The sequence below is a fragment of the Cuneatibacter sp. NSJ-177 genome, assembly GCF_022867805.1.
Classification (GTDB): domain Bacteria; phylum Bacillota; class Clostridia; order Lachnospirales; family Lachnospiraceae; genus Pseudolachnospira.
The window spans coordinates 31,891-49,227 of record NZ_JALIFO010000001.1 but is presented as its reverse complement, the minus strand read 5'-3'; the positions used below and the strand labels follow the sequence as shown (position 1 = coordinate 49,227).

At 51.7% G+C, this 17,337-nt stretch carries 12 protein-coding genes; all 12 read right to left on the bottom strand.

All coding sequences use genetic code 11. The features are described from left to right. Positions 1–84: 84 nt before the first annotated feature. The gene (locus MUB23_RS00175; RefSeq protein WP_244798164.1) at positions 85–498 is read right to left on the bottom strand and encodes an endosialidase; all 414 of its coding nucleotides are present in this window, start codon (positions 496–498) and stop codon (positions 85–87) included. Positions 499–574: 76 nt separating this feature from the next. Continuing rightward, on the bottom strand, positions 575–3,013 hold the full coding sequence (locus MUB23_RS00170; RefSeq protein ID WP_244798163.1) for an ATP-dependent Clp protease ATP-binding subunit: 2,439 nt from the start codon (positions 3,011–3,013) through the stop codon (positions 575–577). 27 nt (positions 3,014–3,040) lie between these two features. Beyond that, positions 3,041–5,503: a DUF4214 domain-containing protein gene (locus MUB23_RS00165; RefSeq protein WP_244798162.1), complete on the bottom strand. Its 2,463-nt coding sequence runs from the start codon at positions 5,501–5,503 to the stop codon at positions 3,041–3,043. A 330-nt stretch (positions 5,504–5,833) separates the two neighbouring features. Beyond that, positions 5,834–6,997: a phosphoglycerate dehydrogenase gene (locus tag MUB23_RS00160; RefSeq protein WP_244798161.1), complete on the bottom strand. Its 1,164-nt coding sequence runs from the start codon at positions 6,995–6,997 to the stop codon at positions 5,834–5,836. Positions 6,998–7,009: 12 nt separating this feature from the next. After that, a complete protein-coding gene (gene serC, locus MUB23_RS00155; RefSeq protein ID WP_244798160.1) occupies positions 7,010–8,092 on the bottom strand; it encodes a 3-phosphoserine/phosphohydroxythreonine transaminase in 1,083 nt (360 codons plus the stop codon). Then, positions 8,089–9,774 (bottom strand): biosynthetic-type acetolactate synthase large subunit, encoded by a 1,686-nt coding sequence (ilvB, locus tag MUB23_RS00150; protein WP_244798159.1) that lies wholly within the window; start codon positions 9,772–9,774, stop codon positions 8,089–8,091. The genes serC and ilvB overlap by 4 nt, the downstream gene beginning before the upstream one ends. 1 nt (position 9,775) lies before the next feature. Then, a complete protein-coding gene (gene ilvD, locus MUB23_RS00145; protein WP_244798158.1) occupies positions 9,776–11,449 on the bottom strand; it encodes a dihydroxy-acid dehydratase in 1,674 nt (557 codons plus the stop codon). Between the two features lie 12 nt (positions 11,450–11,461). Then, positions 11,462–12,547: a 3-isopropylmalate dehydrogenase gene (gene leuB, locus MUB23_RS00140; RefSeq protein WP_244798157.1), complete on the bottom strand. Its 1,086-nt coding sequence runs from the start codon at positions 12,545–12,547 to the stop codon at positions 11,462–11,464. Between the two features lie 154 nt (positions 12,548–12,701). Continuing rightward, positions 12,702–15,038, bottom strand: coding sequence for a DUF4214 domain-containing protein (locus MUB23_RS00135; protein WP_244798156.1), 2,337 nt, complete (start codon positions 15,036–15,038; stop codon positions 12,702–12,704). Between the two features lie 162 nt (positions 15,039–15,200). Next, positions 15,201–15,476, bottom strand: a complete 276-nt coding sequence (yajC, locus tag MUB23_RS00130) for a preprotein translocase subunit YajC (protein WP_244799007.1) — start codon at positions 15,474–15,476, stop codon at positions 15,201–15,203. A 115-nt stretch (positions 15,477–15,591) separates the two neighbouring features. After that, positions 15,592–16,728: a tRNA guanosine(34) transglycosylase Tgt gene (gene tgt / locus MUB23_RS00125; protein ID WP_244798155.1), complete on the bottom strand. Its 1,137-nt coding sequence runs from the start codon at positions 16,726–16,728 to the stop codon at positions 15,592–15,594. A gap of 145 nt (positions 16,729–16,873) precedes the next feature. Then, positions 16,874–17,224 carry a TIGR04086 family membrane protein gene (locus MUB23_RS00120; RefSeq protein WP_244798154.1) on the bottom strand — a complete coding sequence of 117 codons (351 nt, stop codon included), beginning with the start codon at positions 17,222–17,224 and terminating at the stop codon, positions 16,874–16,876. Between the last annotated feature and the right edge of the window lie 113 nt (positions 17,225–17,337).

Sequence of the window (17,337 nt, the reverse complement as noted above, 5' to 3'; positions counted from 1 at the left end):
CTACGGCACTCTTTCAACACTACCAAACTCCATTTGACCTGTCACAGAGGTGCTGCCCCTGCATTCTTTTCCTAAGTGGTTTGTCTACCGCTCTACCACCTTCACCTGAACAGGCTTCCCCTCCTCCAGCTCTACGCTGAAAGAAAGCTTGCCGCTCCGGTTCGTCTCTACCAGTCCGACCTGCTCGCTGTCGACAAAAATGCCATATTCCGTCGATTCTGCAAGCTCCAGAGTGATCTGAACATCCTGGCTGCTTTCCAGCAGGAAGCTGACCCCATTTTCCTTTTCCAGGAAATGATTCACCGCACTGCCCGGCACCGACTCGTAGACAAACAGCCCGTTCCGCTCCAGTTTGGTGATCTCATAATAGGTTTTGACCTTATACAGGTCTCCGCCGTGCTCAAAATCCTCCAGCTTTCCCTTTTGTTCTCTGGTGTAATCGCCGAAACTGATCGTTCCGTCACTCTCGCCCCGCAGCAATTCCGTCACCACTGACATGGGTATATCCTCCTTTATCCTATGCGCCTTGGCATTGTTTCCTGTACTTTCATTATATACGATGAATCGCCGTTCATCAATCTTTTGCAGAAAATATTAATTGATTCTTTAGCACTTTCGCCTGGATCTCCGCCCCGGCCAAAAAACTGCCGGCCAAGATTTCCTCCGCCAGTTTGTCCTCCAGTTCGGTCTGAAGCGTGCGGCGGAGAGGCCGCGCCCCGTATTTTACATCGTAGCCCTTGTCGATCAGCCACTCCTTGGCCTTCCCTGTGACGCTCAGATGAATTCCCAGATTCTTTTCCAGACGGCTGCTGATATCCCGCAGCATAATCTGCAAAATTTCTTTCATATTCTCCTTGTTCAGCGCATGGAATACCAGAATTTCATCGATCCTGTTGAGGAATTCCGGCTTAAAGATATGGCGGACCTCCTCCATCACGCCACTCTTCATGGTCTCATAGTTGGTCTTTTCATCGTTCTTCGCTGCGAAGCCCAATGTTTTCGGAGACAAAATCCGCTCGGCCCCTGCATTGGAAGTCATGATCAGAATCGTGTTCTTAAAATTCACTTTCCGGCCCTGGGCATCTGTGATATGGCCGTCGTCCAAAACTTGAAGCAAAATGTGGAACACGTCCGGGTGAGCCTTTTCAATCTCGTCGAACAAAATCACAGAATAGGGATTCCTCCGCACCTTCTCGCTGAGCTGGCCGCCCTCTTCATAGCCCACATAGCCAGGCGGTGAACCGATCAGCTTGGAAACGCTGTGTTTTTCCATATATTCAGACATATCCACACGAATCATTGCCTCTTCTTTGCCGAACATAGCCTCGGCCAGAGCTTTGCACAGCTCTGTCTTGCCAACGCCGGTCGGCCCCAAAAACAGGAAGGATCCGATCGGCCGGCGCGGATCTTTCAGGCCGACCCGGCTTCGTCGCACTGCCTTTGCCACTGCGGCTACGGCTTCCTCCTGGCCGACGACTCGTTTGTGCAGGATCTTCTCCAGGCGCTGGAGCCTGGCCGATTCGCCCTCCGTCAGCTGCTGAACCGGAATTCCGGTCCAATCCGCCACTACCCCTGCCACATCATTTTCCGAGACCTGGAGCTTCTTTTGGTTCTTCCTGCGGCGGTTCATATTCTCCTGCTTTTTCCGAAGCCCGACTTGCTCCGCCCGGAACCGGGAAGCACTTTCGAAATCTCCCAATCGGACAGCCTGTTCCTTCTGGTTCTCCAAGTTCTGGATCTCCTCCTCCAGTTTGGAGGACGCAGGCGTGTCCTTTCCCTCGCTGAGACGCACCTTGGAGGACGCCTCATCCAGCAAGTCAAGGGCTTTGTCCGGCAGGAACCGGTCGTTCAGATAGCGGGCCGACAGCTGCACGGCGGCAGCCAATGCTTCGTCCAAAATTTCCACCTGATGGTGGCGCTCATAATGCCCCCGAAGCCCGTACAAAATCTCCACGGTCTCCTCCTCCGAGGGTTCCTCCACGATCACCGGCTGGAACCGGCGCTCTAAAGCCGCATCTTTTTCAATATGCTTTCGGTACTCTTCAATGGTTGTTGCGCCGATCAGCTGAATTTCCCCGCGGGACAACGCGGGCTTTAAAATATTGGCGGCGTCCAGAGCCCCCTCGGCCCCGCCGGCGCCAATCAAGGTGTGAATTTCGTCCAAAAAAAGCAGAATGCGGGAATCTCCGGATGCCTCCTGGATCACCTTTTTCATCCGCTCTTCAAACTCGCCCCGGTACTTGGATCCGGCCACCATGCCAGAGAGGTCCAGAGACAAAATCCGTCTTTCTTTCATGGTATCCGGCACCTTTCCGGCAGCGATCCGCAAAGCCAGGCTTTCCACAATCGCGGTTTTCCCGACCCCGGGCTCGCCGATCAGGCAGGGATTATTTTTCGTACGGCGGCTGAGGATCTGCATTAATCGCTGCAGCTCTTTCCCTCTTCCGATCACCGGGTCCAACTGGCCGTCAGCGGCCAATGCGGTCAGGTCCCGGCTGTATTTATTCAAGGTCGGCGTTCCCTGGGAAGGCTGACCGTTCTCTTCCAATTCATCCTGGTAGTAACGGCCGTCGCTGCCCATGGCAGAGATGAGATCCGAGAGCACACGGCCGGTATTGACGTCCAGCGTCCGCAGCAGCCGCAAAGCCACGCAGCCGCGGCACTTGAGCAGAGCCATCAAAATGTGCTCGGTTCCAATCCTTTCCTGGTGGCCCCGGCGGGCGATCGTAAGGCTCAGCTCCATCGCCTCCTCCGCCCTCGGCGTAAAGCCGGGCCGGCCGGCCAGTCCGCCCTCTTCCTCCGAAGCGGCAAGACGCTGAACCAATTCCAGCGCCTTTTGCTCAGTGACATTCTGAGACTCCAGAAGCCGGGCAGGCAGGCATTCGGTTTGGAGCAGGCCGATGAGAAGGTGCTCCGTTCCGATGTAGAGGTGCTCTAAGGCGTCTGCCGCAGCAGACGCCTCCTTCAGCACTTGTTCACTTTGAGCCGTTAAGGGATATTCCCAAATTGACATGGACAAGATTCTCCTTATGATAGTTGGTTAGCGGGTGATGCCGAAACGATTGCACAGCTCATTAAATTCTACAGAGTAGACAAAACCATCCACCACGCTGTTCCGGCTAACGCCGCGATTCAAACGGCCAACCCAGTCGTTGTAACCGACAGTATCCGGATTTCTGTCAAACAAGGTTTGATAGAGAGAGGTGACAAAATCACCGTTAGACAAATTCTTTCCTTTAAATTCATCGCTATAGAAGAAGCCGTATACGATGTTACGCCCGGTGGCCGAGTGATTTAATAGTTTCTCAACCCAATAGGTGCGCTCTTTTTCATTTGCTCCTCGTTTCAGACACACGGTATACATGCGGGTTACAAATGCGGTAACATCCGGATTGCGATCAATCGTTTCATCCGAGGTATAAGATCCCTTGATCACATTATACTGGTTGCAGAGCTCGCCAAATTCTACCGAGTTAATGAAGCCAGCAAAAATATATTTCCTGGTAACACCTTTATTAGTCAGATAATCCAACCAATAATTAATCTCGTTGTTTCCGGGATTCCGTCCTAGTATAGTGCTATACAGCATTTTGATATAATCTGAGTTGCTGACATTGCGATCTAAATACTCTTTACTAAATACAAATCCGTAGACTACCTGAGCTGCTGTTTCTTTATGAGAAGTCAAACGATTATACCAATCCCTCAGTCCGACGCTATCCGGGTTCCTGCCCAGGATATCGGTGTACAAGCGGGTTACAAACTGTCTTACCGGATCGGTCGGATTGGTGTCATCACTAGGCATGCTGGCAGCCGACGAAGGCATACTGCTGTAAACCGGAATCTTAAAAGTCAGCGTTCCCTTTCTCAGATCTGTCGAGTACGCCCGGCTCAAGATACGGCCTTCACTGTCCGCCCCCTGAATGTCGGTGGAATACTGATGAGAATAATTTCCGGTCAGTACGTCAAAACGTTTCAGATAAAGGGTATCCTGACCGCTCTTAACGTATTCAGCAAAATACTGCGCTCCGCCGTCGATTGCCTTCTCCCTGGTATTCCACGGGCGTCCCCAGCTGGTGCTGTTGCTGGAACCGCCTTTCGCGATCCACAAGCCTCTCAAATATGCTTTGTCAAAAGTAGGCGTGGTATACGCGCCGATATTAAAATAATTGTAATATCCTTCATAGCCGGACACAGTACCGCTGATCGTCTGCTTTTCTGCCCCGTTTGTTCCCAATTCCTGAATCAAAATACTGCACAAGGCAAGCGGGTTAAAACCTGCTTTCTGACCAGCGTTCAGAATCGTCTCCGGATAGTTGATCGTATTCCCATTAGCATGGGTGTAAGTTCCCGCCAGCCAGCCAGCTCCCATTCCAGAAGCAACGGAGGCCACTGTCGCCGCGCTTGTCGTAGTATCCGACAAATCTAAAAACTGAAAAACACTTTTATCATCCAGGAAGTTTCTCGGATCCAGATAATAAGCGACCAACTCTTTCGAGGCAACCGCCCAGTAATCGCCGTCCCAGCCGGTGACCCACTGTCCAGTAGCCCAGTCAAAGGCCCCCTCTTCCGTGGATTTCCAGGAAGCAATGCTGTTCTTATCCACCAGACTGGTTGCCTGGGTTCCACCGGAATTTTCATTTCCCGGTCCATTTGGATTAAACCAGCTTTCTTTCGCTAAAGCTGTGCTCCAGCTTCCCGCCTGCTGTGCTACAAATTTCCAGTTCGGATACTGGGCATGCAGAATCCGAAGCTTCTGCTTATAGCTCTCCGGAAATCCCTGCGCTGACAGTTCCGCCTCAAAGGCAGCGTCATTGCCTACTTCCATCGTGGATAAGGTAATATAGGAACTGCTGACGTATCCCTGTTTCCCATTATAGGTGACCAGAAACCAGACATCACCGTCACTGTCTTTCCCATCTCCAAGAATCGTCAAGGTAGTGCCGCCAGGGATCTGGCCGATCACCTTATTGCTGGTGCCAGGCTGATAGCGGTAGTTTACATTCGCCGTTGTAGTTCCTCTCTGAACCGATGTATATAAGGAAAAACCGATCAGTACCTGCTCCGGCGCCGCAATCTCTCCGCCTTCCACAGCCTCTTCGATAATCCGTTCCACATTATCCGGAGTAACCTCCGTTGTTTCTTCCGTGCTTTCCACCGTTGCCTCTGTACTGCCAGCTTCCGATGAAGGCGCTGCCGCAGTATCCGACGGTTCGGTCCCGGCAGTCGTCTGAGGGTCTGTAGGGGTTCCAGTGCTCTCCGGCTCTGTTACCGACGTAGCGGCCTCTGCTGCTTTCGAATCGCCGGCCGGCGAGGAACCATCGCTCAAATTTTCCGAACTCGGCACAGCGGCCGCTGTCGTCTCCGTCATCCCTTCTCCGGAACTTTCCGGCTCCGCAAAGGCCGGTGCAGCCGGTCCGATCAATACCGCACACATCAGGAATGCCATCAATAGGCACTGCCAACGCATGTACTGCTTCTTTCTTCTTTCTTTCTTTCTCATGCTCATCCTCCTAAGAGATATTGCAAAGCACAGTCTCGGCCATATAACCCGACTATCCCACGCACTGCTGCCTACTGCTAAAATCTATTTCCGGCGCTCGCCTTTCCATTCTGCCCCACATAAACAGAACGTATGGTTCGGCTTCGCTGGATTTCCCAGTAAGCAAACTGTCCAACAAGTGACCTTGGAACCGATCTGCCTCTCAGGCTTGTCCAAAAAACAAACTCGTCCCCTCTATTAGTATAAAGGGCGGGCCCCCCTTCGTCAACCGGGAACCCGCCTCTTTTGTGAAAAAATGATAGGAAAATTCTTTCCGTTTTTGCTAAAAACTTACTGAATCTTTCTCACACGGTACACACCCTCGATGGCTTTCAGCCTATCAAGGACCTCCTGATCGATGTGACTCTCCGCATCAATCAGAGAGTAAGCAAACTCGCCCTTGCTCTTATCACTCATATTGGCGATATTCACACCGATGCTGGAAAGGGTCGTGGAAATCTGTCCGATCATGTTCGGAATGTTCTTGTGGAAGATCGCCAGGCGGCTCTCCGACTTCATCGGCCCCAGATCAATCTTCGGGAAATTCACTGAGTTTGAGATATTTCCTTCTTCCAGATACTGGCGGATCTCTTTCGCAGCCATTACCGCGCAGTTTTCCTCCGCCTCCTCGGTGGAAGCACCCAGGTGGGGGACCACAATCGCATTTTTCATCTTCACGCTCAAAGCGTTCGGGAAATCGCTGACATAGTGGCGAACCTTGCCGCTCTCCAGCGCTGCGGCCATGGCTTCCTCATCCACCAGCAGATCTCTGGCAAAATTCAGGAATACCGTGCCTTCCTTCATCTTCCCAATCGCGGCTGCATCGATCATCCCTTTCGTGGAGTCCATGGCCGGGACATGGATCGTGATATAGTCGCTCTCTTCCAGCAGTGTATCCAGATCATTAACCCGGCGCACATGATGATCCAGGTTCCAGGCTCCTTCGATTGAGATATATGGGTCATAGCCCAATACCTTCATGCCCAGGTTCCGAGCCGCATTGGCCACCAGAACGCCGATGGCTCCCAGACCGATGACACCTAAGGTTTTTCCGCCGATTTCCGTACCGGCAAACCCCTTCTTCTTCTTCTCGGTTTTCTTCGCAACCTCCGGATCATTTGCATTCTCATGAACCCACTGGATCCCGCCGCTGATATCGCGGGCAGCCAGCAGCATTCCGGCCAAAACCAGCTCCTTGACGCCGTTGGCATTGGCGCCGGGTGTGTTAAAGACTACGATCCCTTTCTTCGCGCACTCCTCCAGCGGAATATTGTTCACGCCTGCGCCTGCCCTGGCAATCGCCATCAGTCCTTCCGGCAGCTCCAGCTCGTGCATGGAGGCGCTGCGAACTAAAACCGCATCCGCATCCTCCAGCTTGTCAGTCAACTCATATCCGTCGCCCAGCTTATCCGTCCCTGCTTTGGCGATCACATTCATGCAATGTACCTTATACACGACAACTTCCTCCTACAGATGCTTTTTCTCAAAGTCAGACATAAACTCCACCAGGGCCTTGACGCCCTCGATCGGCATCGCATTATAAATACTGGCGCGCATTCCGCCAACCGTACGGTGGCCTTTCAGATTCTCAAAACCAGCTTCTTTCGCTGCTTTTACGAACTCCGCATCCATTTCCTTGTCGCCGGTCACAAACGGTACGTTCATCAGAGAACGGTCTTCTTTCACGACAGTGCCGTGAAACAGACTGCTCTGATCCAGATAATCATAGAGCACGGCAGCCTTCTTCTCATTGTTGGCCTTCATGGCCGCGAGACCGCCCTGCTTCTTCAGCCACTGGAACACCTTGCCGCAGATATAAATCCCATAGCAGTTGGGCGTATTGTACAAGGACCCTGCATCCGCCTGAGTCTTGTACTGGAGCATGGTCGGCACTCCCGGCAGCTCCTCCTCAGGAATCAGGTCCTCCCGGATGATAGCAACCACCAGGCCGGCAGGCCCCACGTTCTTCTGAACGCCGCCCCAGATCATCCCATACTTCTCCACATCCACCGGCTCCGAAAGGAAGCAGGAGGACTGGTCCGCCACCAGGATTTTTCCCTTGGTGTTGGGAAGCTTCTTATATTTCGTTCCGTAAATCGTATTATTCTCACAGATATAGACATAGTCGGCATTTTCACGCACCGGCAGATCGGAGCAGTCGGGAATGTAGGAGAACGTCTTATCCTCACTGCTGGCAATTGCCTTCACATCGCCAAATTTCTGAGCTTCTTTGAAAGCCTTCTTTGACCACTGGCCGGTGATAATATAGTCGGCTGCGCCGTGGGGCATCAGGTTCATCGGAACCATAGAAAACTGTAAAGAACCGCCGCCCTGCAAAAACAGCACTTTGTAATTTTCCGGAATTCCCATCAGATCACGGATATCCGCTTCGGCAGCCTCCAGGATGTCCGTAAACATCTTGGAACGATGGCTCATCTCCATCACGGACATTCCGCATCCGCGGTAATCCAGCATTTCCTCTGCCGCTTCTTTCAGGACCTCCTCCGGCAGGACTGCCGGTCCGGCGGAAAAATTATACACTCTGCTCATTTCTCATTCTCCTCCAAATCTTCTTCGCTGAATACCTCAGCGATCTGGCCTCCGGGCGCTACCATCGGGAAGACCTTATCATCGCTGTCAATGACGCATTCCACAACAACCGGGGCATTGAAAGCGATCGCCTCCCGCAGCGCAGGTTCCACCTCTTCCGGCTTTGTCACCCGGATTCCTTTGGCTCCCATCGCCTCGGCGACTTTTACAAAATCTACTTTATCCTCCAAAATCGTATGGGAATACCGTTTCCCATAGAATAAAGTCTGCCACTGACGCACCATGCCCAACACGTGATTGTTCAAAATCACGGTGACAATCGGAAGGTTATTTCTCGTGATTGTCGCCAGTTCATTCATGTTCATCCGGAAGCAGCCGTCGCCGGTAATATTGACCACTAATTGATCCGGAAATGCAAATTTTGCGCCGATTGAAGCGCCCACGCCGTAACCCATGGTTCCGAGTCCGCCTGAACTCAGGAAGGTGCGTGGCTTTCTGTAGGTGTAGAACTGGGCGCTCCACATCTGATGCTGTCCCACGTCGGTGGTTACCAGTGCATCCCCGCCGGTGATCTCCGACAGTTTTTTAATGACGTATGGTCCGGTTAAAATATCCTCCGGGCAAGCCAAGGGATACTGTTTCTCCAGATCCTGGATCTTCTTCATCCATTCCGGGTGCTTTTGCTCCTCCAGACGTTCGTTTAATCTCTGAAGAATCGCTTTTACATCCCCGATCACCGAGGCGTCTGTGCGGACATTTTTATTGATCTCAGCCGCATCCACATCCAACTGCAGAATCTTCGCATTTTTAGCAAAGGTTTTGGGATTGCCCGTACATCGATCGCTGAAACGAACGCCGACGCCGATTAAAAGATCACAGGCGGAAACCCCCAGATTCGATGTCTTGGTCCCGTGCATGCCCAACATGCCGGTGTAGGCCGGATCCGTCTGATCAAAGGCTCCCTGGGCCATCAACGTACAGGTGATCGGAGCATCCAGTTTATGAACGAATTCCGTCAGCTCATCCGCGGCTTCCGCGGCAATCACGCCGCCGCCGGCAAAAACATAAGGCCGTTCTGCTTTTCCAATCATCTCCAGCGCCTTTTCAATGTCTTCTTCCCGGATCGTATGGCTCTGGCGGCGGATGGGATCCGGTTCCACCGGATAAAACTCTGTTGTGGCCGCGGTTACATCCTTGGTCACATCAATCAAGACAGGGCCGGGGCGTCCGGTCCTGGCCAGCCGGAATGCTTTCCGGATGGCAGGCGCCAATTCCTTGACATCCTTGATGATCGTACTGTATTTTGTGATCGGCATCGCCACTCCGGCAATATCGATTTCCTGGAAAGAATCCTTCCCCAGGGCATTCACCGCCACATTGCCTGTAATGGCAACGAGGGGGATGGAATCCATGTGGGCCGTCGCAATACCCGTGACCAGATTGGTTGCTCCGGGACCGGAGGTAGCAAAACAGACGCCTACCTTTCCGGTTGCGCGGGCATAACCGTCCGCCGCATGGGACGCTCCCTGCTCATGGGAGGTCAGCACATGGCGGATCCGATCGGAATATTCATAGAGAGCATCATAGATATTTAAAACCGCACCGCCCGGATACCCGAAAATCGTATCCACACCCTGCTCCAGCAGGCATTCCATAATAATTTGGGATCCTGTCAGCCGCATATCAGTTCTCCTTTATCTCTAAAATTGCCCCCCGGTTGCCGGATGTCACCATCTTCTCATACCGGGCCAGATAACCAGTGGTTACCTTGGGAGGACGAGGCTGCCATTTCGCCTTGCGGGCCGCCATTTCTTCCTCGGAAATCTTTACGTTCAAAGCGCAGGCATCGATATCAATCTGAATGATATCGCCTTCCTCCACCAATGCAATCGGGCCGCCCACCGCAGCTTCCGGGGACACGTGACCGATGGAAGCGCCGCGGGACGCGCCGCTGAACCTTCCGTCGGTGATCAGGGCCACGCTGGATCCCAGTCCCATACCGGCTATCGCCGAGGTGGGATTCAGCATTTCCCGCATTCCCGGTCCGCCCTTCGGACCTTCATAGCGGATCACCACCACATCTCCGGCCACAATCTTACCGCCTTTGATGGCCTCGATGGCGTCCTCCTCACAGTCGAACACGCGAGCCGGCCCCTCATGCTTCAGCATCTCCGGAACCACAGCCGAGCGTTTCACAATACCGGAATCCGGGGCCAGATTGCCCCTTAAAATCGCCAGTCCGCCGACCGGGCTGTAGGGGTTGTCGATCGGGCGGATCACTTCCGGATCCCGATTGACGCAGCCTGCGATGTTCTCTCCCACCGTCTTACCAGTTACAGTCAAAAGATCAGTGTAAAGCAGATTTTTCTTCGTCAATTCATTCATCACCGCAAAGACGCCGCCGGCCTCATTCAGATCTTCGATGTAAGTCGGTCCGGCCGGTGCCAGATGGCACAGATTCGGCGTTTTGGCACTGATCTCATTGGCAATGTCCACATTCAAATCCACGCCGGCCTCGTGGGCAATGGCGGGCAGATGCAGCATGCTGTTGGTGCTGCAGCCCAGAGCCATATCCACAGTCAGAGCGTTCAGGAATGCTTTTTCCGTCATGATATCCCTCGGACGGATGTTCTTTCTCCAAAGTTCCATCACCTGCATGCCGGCATGCTTCGCCAGCTTCAGACGCTCGGAGTAGACCGCAGGGACTGTTCCGTTCCCACGCAGTCCCATGCCAAGGGCCTCGGTCAGGCAGTTCATGCTGTTGGCCGTGTACATACCGGAACAGGAACCACAGGTCGGACAAACCTTATCCTCCATCTCCTGCAGTTCTTCCGCCGTCATCGTACCGGCGGTATAAGAGCCCACCGCCTCAAACATGCTGGACAGGCTGCGTTTCTCTCCTTTTACATGACCGGCCAGCATCGGGCCGCCGCTGACAAAAATCGTCGGCACATTGATCCGGGCCGCCGCCATCAACAGGCCAGGCACGTTCTTATCACAGTTCGGAACCATGACCAGGGCGTCAAAAGCGTGGGCCTGAGCCATACACTCGGTGGAGTCACAGATCAAATCACGGGTGACCAGGGAGTATTTCATGCCCAGGTGTCCCATGGCAATTCCATCACAGACTGCTATCGCAGGGAAGACAACCGGCGTTCCGCCCGCCATCGCTACCCCCAGCTTGACCGCCTCCACAATCTTATCCAGGTTCATATGGCCCGGAACAATCTCATTGTAAGAACTGACAATCCCGACCAGCGGGCGCTCCAATTCTTCTCTCGTCATCCCCAGTGCATTAAACAAAGATCGGTGGGGCGCCTGCTGCACACCCGTCGTTACCGCATCACTTTTTTTCATAACGCTTCCTCCTTATAATCTTTCGATGATGGCTGCGCCCATTTCCACCGTGCCGGCCTTCTTGCAGCCTTCGGACCACAGGTCGCCGGTCCGGTATCCGTCCGCCAGAACCTGCTTCACCGCATGTTCGATGGCATCCGCCTCCTCCATCAAATCGAAGGAGTACCGAAGCATCATCGCCGCGGACAAAATCGTCGCAATCGGGTTTGCCAGGTTCTTTCCCGCAATATCCGGCGCAGAGCCATGACCAGGTTCATAGAGGCCAAGCTTTCCAGCGCCCAGGCTCGCCGATGCCAGCATTCCGATGGATCCGGTGATCTCGCTGGCCTCATCCGATAAAATATCGCCAAACATATTTTCCGTCAAAATCACGTCATACTGAGCCGGGTTATGTACCAGCTGCATCGCGCAGCTGTCCACCAGGCCATGGGAGAGCTCCACATCTGGATAGTCCTTCGCGACTTCCTCCACCACAGTTCTCCAAAGGCGGGAAGAATCCAGCACATTCGCCTTGTCGATGCTGGTCACTTTTTTCCGCCGCTTCCCTGCGATCTCAAAAGCCTTGATCGCAATTCTGCGGATTTCATTTTCATCGTAAACCAGGGTATCGGTCGCCCGGCGCACGCCGTTTACCTCCTCGGTAAAGCGTTTGCCGAAGTAGAGGCCGCCGGTCAGTTCCCGGACGATCACCATGTCAAAGCCATCCTTTACGATATCGGGGCGAAGCGGACAGCTGGCCGCCAGTTCCGGATACAGAGAAGCCGGGCGGATATTGGCAAAAAGCTCCAGGCCTTTGCGCAGCTGCAGCAATCCGGATTCCGGGCGCTCCTGAGGCGGACGATTATACCAGTTCGGATTGCTGGCGGAATTTCCGCCGACCGCGCCCAGCAGTACAGAATCGCTCCGCTTTGCCGTCTCCAGCGCTTCATCCGTCAATGGTACTCCATGGGCATCAATCGATACGCCGCCCATCAGAACCTCTGTGTAGGAAAACTCGTGGCCGAACTTATTCCCCACTGCATCCAGAACCTTTTTGGCTTCCCTTACGATTTCCGGTCCAATGCCGTCACCGGGAATCACTGCGATCCGATACTTCATATTACTCCCCTCAACTTCTTGGTTTTGTCTTGTTTAAAAATCCGTTATGTTTCATAATACCTCACTTTGGGAGGTTTTTCAACTGTTTAACGTGATAAAATGTTATATTATTGGCAAATCATTAACAAGGCTTTCGAAATCAATCCGCTGTGTTTTAACGTGTTATTTCATAGGATGCGCATAGATCACGGAATTCCTCAGAACCAAAAAATCCATTTAGAACATCCTGACGGCTCCATCCATTCGCTATTCGGTTTAACCAATCGTTCATTCCGATACGATCCGGATTTCGATCAAATAGAGTCTGGTAAGCCTTGGTTAAGAACTGCTGATTTGACCAGTTCTTCGAGAGGACCTCGTTACTAAAGAAAAATCCTCTTGCAGCTCCACTCCCTGAAATTTCCCCACGTAAGAGTCTTGAAACCCAATCGTTCAGCCCTACTTCATCTGGCTTTCGCTCTAAACATACTTCATACAAACGGTACACAAAATAGGTCACTTGTGGGTTCTGATCACGGATTTCACTGGAATACCAGCTTCCGGCCTGTATGGAATAATCCTGACACATTTCCCGGAATTCCTTGGAGTTAATAAAACCAGCCAATACATGTCCGCGAGTTACCCCCCGCGATAATCGGCTTACCCAGTCTGCCCTTCCAACAGAATCAGCTTCTCTGTTAAATACCAGACGATACAACATTTCAACATATTGCTGGTTGCTGACATTTTTTCCTTTGTATTCTTCGCTAAAAACAAAACCGCATACAACTTGCGCGCCGGTCTCTTTTCCGCTCAACAAACGATTGGTCCAATCCGCCAGTCCAACATTATCTGGATTTCTTCCTAAACCAATTCGATACAGCCGCTTTACAAAATCTCTGGTCTTATTCTCTGCTGTAGCCGGCAATGCCGGAATCGAAGCATCCTCCGAGGTACCGCACCGGCTGCAGGTCCGCCGCTGCAGTCCATTGGCGGAGACCGAAGCTTCCGTTACGGTATACCAATTCCCCCAGTTGTGGCTAACCGTAGGAATGGATTGCTCCCTCTTTCCATATCCGCAAATACACTGGTATTTCTGGACACCCGCCGCATTGCAGGAAGGCGCAATCAAATCGGTTTTGATTTCCCGGTGAACATGGGACGGCGCTGCATAAGATCCCTGACTTACCACCGGAGTCACAAAAGGAGAATATGGGGTGAGAGTGGAAGAATTAAAATCAGTGAAAATACCATACGGGATATGTGTGCTTCCCATCTGATCATTGCCGATCAGCAGATAGCTGTGATCCGCCGACCCAACGCCGCTATCCCAAGTGACATCTACCAGATACCAGTTCCCATCTTCCATTTTTACACAGTTCCACATGTGATCCGCTTCCGTGATCTCCGCGGTACTTCTGCCGGCTACCAGAACACAAGGAATGCCAAAATCGTCACATATAATCTTAAAAATCTTTGCATACGATTCACAAACGCCCTGATGCCCATACCGATCCAACAAGGCTCCGGTAATCGTATGATTTTTGCTGTCATTGATATCACCATATGTAATATTCCCGGCAAGATAGTCATGGATGGCCGCTACTTTTTGGGAACGGCTGTTTTCCGCTCCTAAATACTCCTGAATTCGGTTCTCCACTGTCGCAATGGCTTCTTCCACAGCATTTTTCTCAGAAACGACCCCATTATAATACAAGCTGACATAGACTTCCATTCTAGAAATAACAATCCGATCTCCGGAGCTCCCGCCCTCTGCCTTTGCAATGATCGGACGAAGGTACAAGCCATTCGCCCAAAAATCTCTCGGATGATCTTTGATGTATGCGTCAAAGCCTCGAATGGTATCGGCATAAGCCTGATTCAAGCAGTTTTGAAACTCTGGATTGTTTACAAAATCCGGATCATAGGAAATTCCATATGCGTAGTCTCTCGCTCCCTCGCATCTCAGCTCAATGGATAAATAATTGCCTGAATGATATCGATAAGTACCATTCTGTTCCAAGGTGCGATAAACAACGCTTTCAATATCAGAAAGCTGTTCTCCATATTCATCTTCAAACAAACTCAGAGAAAACAGGGATGCCTGATGAGTTAGTTCTGCTCCCCAAATGTTCTCCGACTGCATCCAATCAAGAGCCCATTCTTCTCCGACCGCATTCTCTTCTCCGGCCGCCTCAACAGGAATACTTTCAGCCTGAATCTCCGCTTCCGCCTTGGGGCTGCTCTCGTTTTGGCCCGGCTCCGCAGTCTCTGTGGGCAAGGACTCCATGGTACTTTCTTCCTCGAAGGTCTCTTGTCCTTCTGACCGGGGCTCTCCATTGGGGAGACCCAGTTCTGTCGATTCGATCTTTTCCGTTTCTGCGGACAGCGTGCTGCTTACCGGTACGGAAGAAGGATCATAGGATCCGGATAAGGACGCCCCTTCCACGGTAGTTGACAACAAGCTTAAAACCAATGCCACTGTTAAAAACTGTTTCCCGTACTTTTTCATGTTCTCCTCCCTTTTCAAACGACAATATGAAGTTCTTCAGCTCGGCTTCTTTGAGTTTGATAAAAAATGAAAGAAATCGGAAAATGCGATTCCGGCTTTCCGGTCCCTGTTTCAGCATTTTCCGATCACTTCTGTTACCTATTTGATTTTTTGCCCTGCTTCTTACTCTGCATTCGGCTTTTCAATCTGTACAATCGCCGATTTCTGCATCGGAATCCGGCAATTCTTATTGCTTCCAAACTCAACAATTACCGTGTCTTCCGTGATATCAATGATAACGCCGTAAAACCCGCTTGTCGTCAGAACACTGTCGCCAATGGCCATGTTGGAAAAAAGCTCCGCCTGTTTCTGTTTCTGCTTTTTCTGCGGGCGGATCATCAGAAAATACATGAATGCAACGATAATGACAATGTAAATAATCCAAAATCCTGCACCCATACTGTTTGCTGCCAAAAAGTTCATAATTTCTCCTCCTAGGGCTTTGTGTTTCTATCGTCAAAGCTTTGCTTTGAATCCTAAAATAACTCCGGCGCGAAATCCTCTTGGACTCTCGTTAATCATCCGGGATTCCGGTCACACCGGCTAATTTCCGCTTCTTATATTCCGGCCAGCGGTCCGCCTCCAACGCCTCTCGAATCTCCTCCATCATCTTATTGTAAAAATAGAGATTGTGCAGGACACAGAGGCGTAAACCTAAAATTTCTCCAGCCTTCAACAGATGCCGGATATAAGCCCGGCTGTACCGCCGGCAAGCAGGACATCCGCAGCCTTCTTCAATCGGCCGCTCATCCAATTCATATCTGGCATTCAGCAGATTCCGTTTCCCCTGATTCGTATAGACATGCCCGTGGCGGCCATTCCGGCTGGGATAAACACAGTCAAAAAAGTCCACTCCCCGATCCACCGCCTCCAAAATATTGGCCGGCGTGCCGACTCCCATCAAGTAAGTTGGCTTTGCTTCCGGCAAATATGGAACTGTCTCCTCGATAATACGGTACATTTCTTCATGGCTTTCACCGACGGCAAGCCCTCCCAGGGCATAACCGTCTAAATCAAGTTCAGAAATCCTTTTCGCATGCTCAATCCGTATATCCGCAAAAGTCCCTCCTTGATTGATTCCAAAGAGCATCTGCTTCGGATTAATCGTTTCCGGCAGAGAATTCAGACGGTCCATTTCTTTTTTGCAGCGTTCCAGCCACCGGGTCGTCCGGTCCACACTGTCCTGCATATATTCCCTTGTCGCCGGATGCGGCGGACACTCGTCAAATGCCATGGCAATCGTAGACGCCAAATGAGACTGGATCTGCATACTTTCTTCCGGCCCCATGAAAATCTTCCGGCCGTCAATATGAGAATGAAAATGAACGCCCTCTTCCCGAATTTTCCGGAGCCCAGCCAATGAAAACACCTGGAACCCGCCGGAGTCGGTCAGAATCGGCTTGTCCCAAACCATAAATTTGTGAAGGCCGCCCAACTGGTAGATCACCTCGTCGCCGGGGCGCACATGAAGATGATACGTATTGGACAGCTCCACTTGTGTTCCAATCTCTTCCAAATCCTGCGTAGAAACGCCGCCTTTGATGGCGGCGACAGTTCCGACATTCATAAATACGGGAGTCTGTATCGTCCCGTGTACGGTCTCAAATTGACCGCGCTTCGCGTTTCCGCATTTCTTACGTAAAGTATACATAAGCGTAGTATATCGAAGAACCGAAGCTTTTTCAAGTGGTAAGATCAAAAATTTAAATAAAGTTTACCAGAATTGCCGCGCAATCATGGTATTCCCCTGGCTGTGGCAAAAATTTTTTCCCATTTTCCTGACAGACAGCGTTTTATCAGGAAATCATCCCGCCCAGCATACCGCCCCCAAGACAGAGGCCGCAAGCGATTGCCATCTCCTGAAAATTGCCGTTCCACCCGCCTGTCGTCGCCCCGGAAATCAGAAATAGGACTACAAAATACAGCAGCCCATAGGCCAATCCCCAGACAAAGCGGCGGTTTCGCAATTTTTTCCCTACCACCATACCTCCGGCCAGAGCCGCCAGGGCATAGACAACCCAAATTCCGATTTGCAGGGTGCTGTCACTCCATTGGAACTGATACAACCCAAAACTGAGGGCGAAAATCAATGCCGCCGTTACCAGCGCTCCTACCAGCAATCCTTGTCCGTAAGCTTTCACTTTCATGAAGAAATCCCCCTTTCCTTCTATAATATATAGCGCCGGAACTTGACAATAGTCCTGCAATATTGTAGAATTCTTCCATGTATACCTGATCCGGCGAAACCTGCCCATGAGAA

What these genes read in the sequence shown, in the direction of transcription:
- MUB23_RS00175 (WP_244798164.1), bottom strand. Translation starts at nt 498, where the DNA reads ATGTCAGTGGTGACGGAATTGCTGCGGGGCGAGAGTGACGGAACGATC.
- MUB23_RS00170 (WP_244798163.1), bottom strand. Translation starts at nt 3,013, where the DNA reads ATGTCAATTTGGGAATATCCCTTAACGGCTCAAAGTGAACAAGTGCTG.
- MUB23_RS00165 (WP_244798162.1), bottom strand. Translation starts at nt 5,503, where the DNA reads ATGAGAAAGAAAGAAAGAAGAAAGAAGCAGTACATGCGTTGGCAGTGC.
- serC (WP_244798160.1), bottom strand. Translation starts at nt 8,092, where the DNA reads ATGAGCAGAGTGTATAATTTTTCCGCCGGACCGGCAGTCCTGCCGGAG.
- ilvB (WP_244798159.1), bottom strand. Translation starts at nt 9,774, where the DNA reads ATGCGGCTGACAGGATCCCAAATTATTATGGAATGCCTGCTGGAGCAG.
- ilvD (WP_244798158.1), bottom strand. Translation starts at nt 11,449, where the DNA reads ATGAAAAAAAGTGATGCGGTAACGACGGGTGTGCAGCAGGCGCCCCAC.
- leuB (WP_244798157.1), bottom strand. Translation starts at nt 12,547, where the DNA reads ATGAAGTATCGGATCGCAGTGATTCCCGGTGACGGCATTGGACCGGAA.
- MUB23_RS00135 (WP_244798156.1), bottom strand. Translation starts at nt 15,038, where the DNA reads ATGAAAAAGTACGGGAAACAGTTTTTAACAGTGGCATTGGTTTTAAGC.
- yajC (WP_244799007.1), bottom strand. Translation starts at nt 15,476, where the DNA reads ATGGGTGCAGGATTTTGGATTATTTACATTGTCATTATCGTTGCATTC.
- tgt (WP_244798155.1), bottom strand. Translation starts at nt 16,728, where the DNA reads ATGTATACTTTACGTAAGAAATGCGGAAACGCGAAGCGCGGTCAATTT.
- MUB23_RS00120 (WP_244798154.1), bottom strand. Translation starts at nt 17,224, where the DNA reads ATGAAAGTGAAAGCTTACGGACAAGGATTGCTGGTAGGAGCGCTGGTA.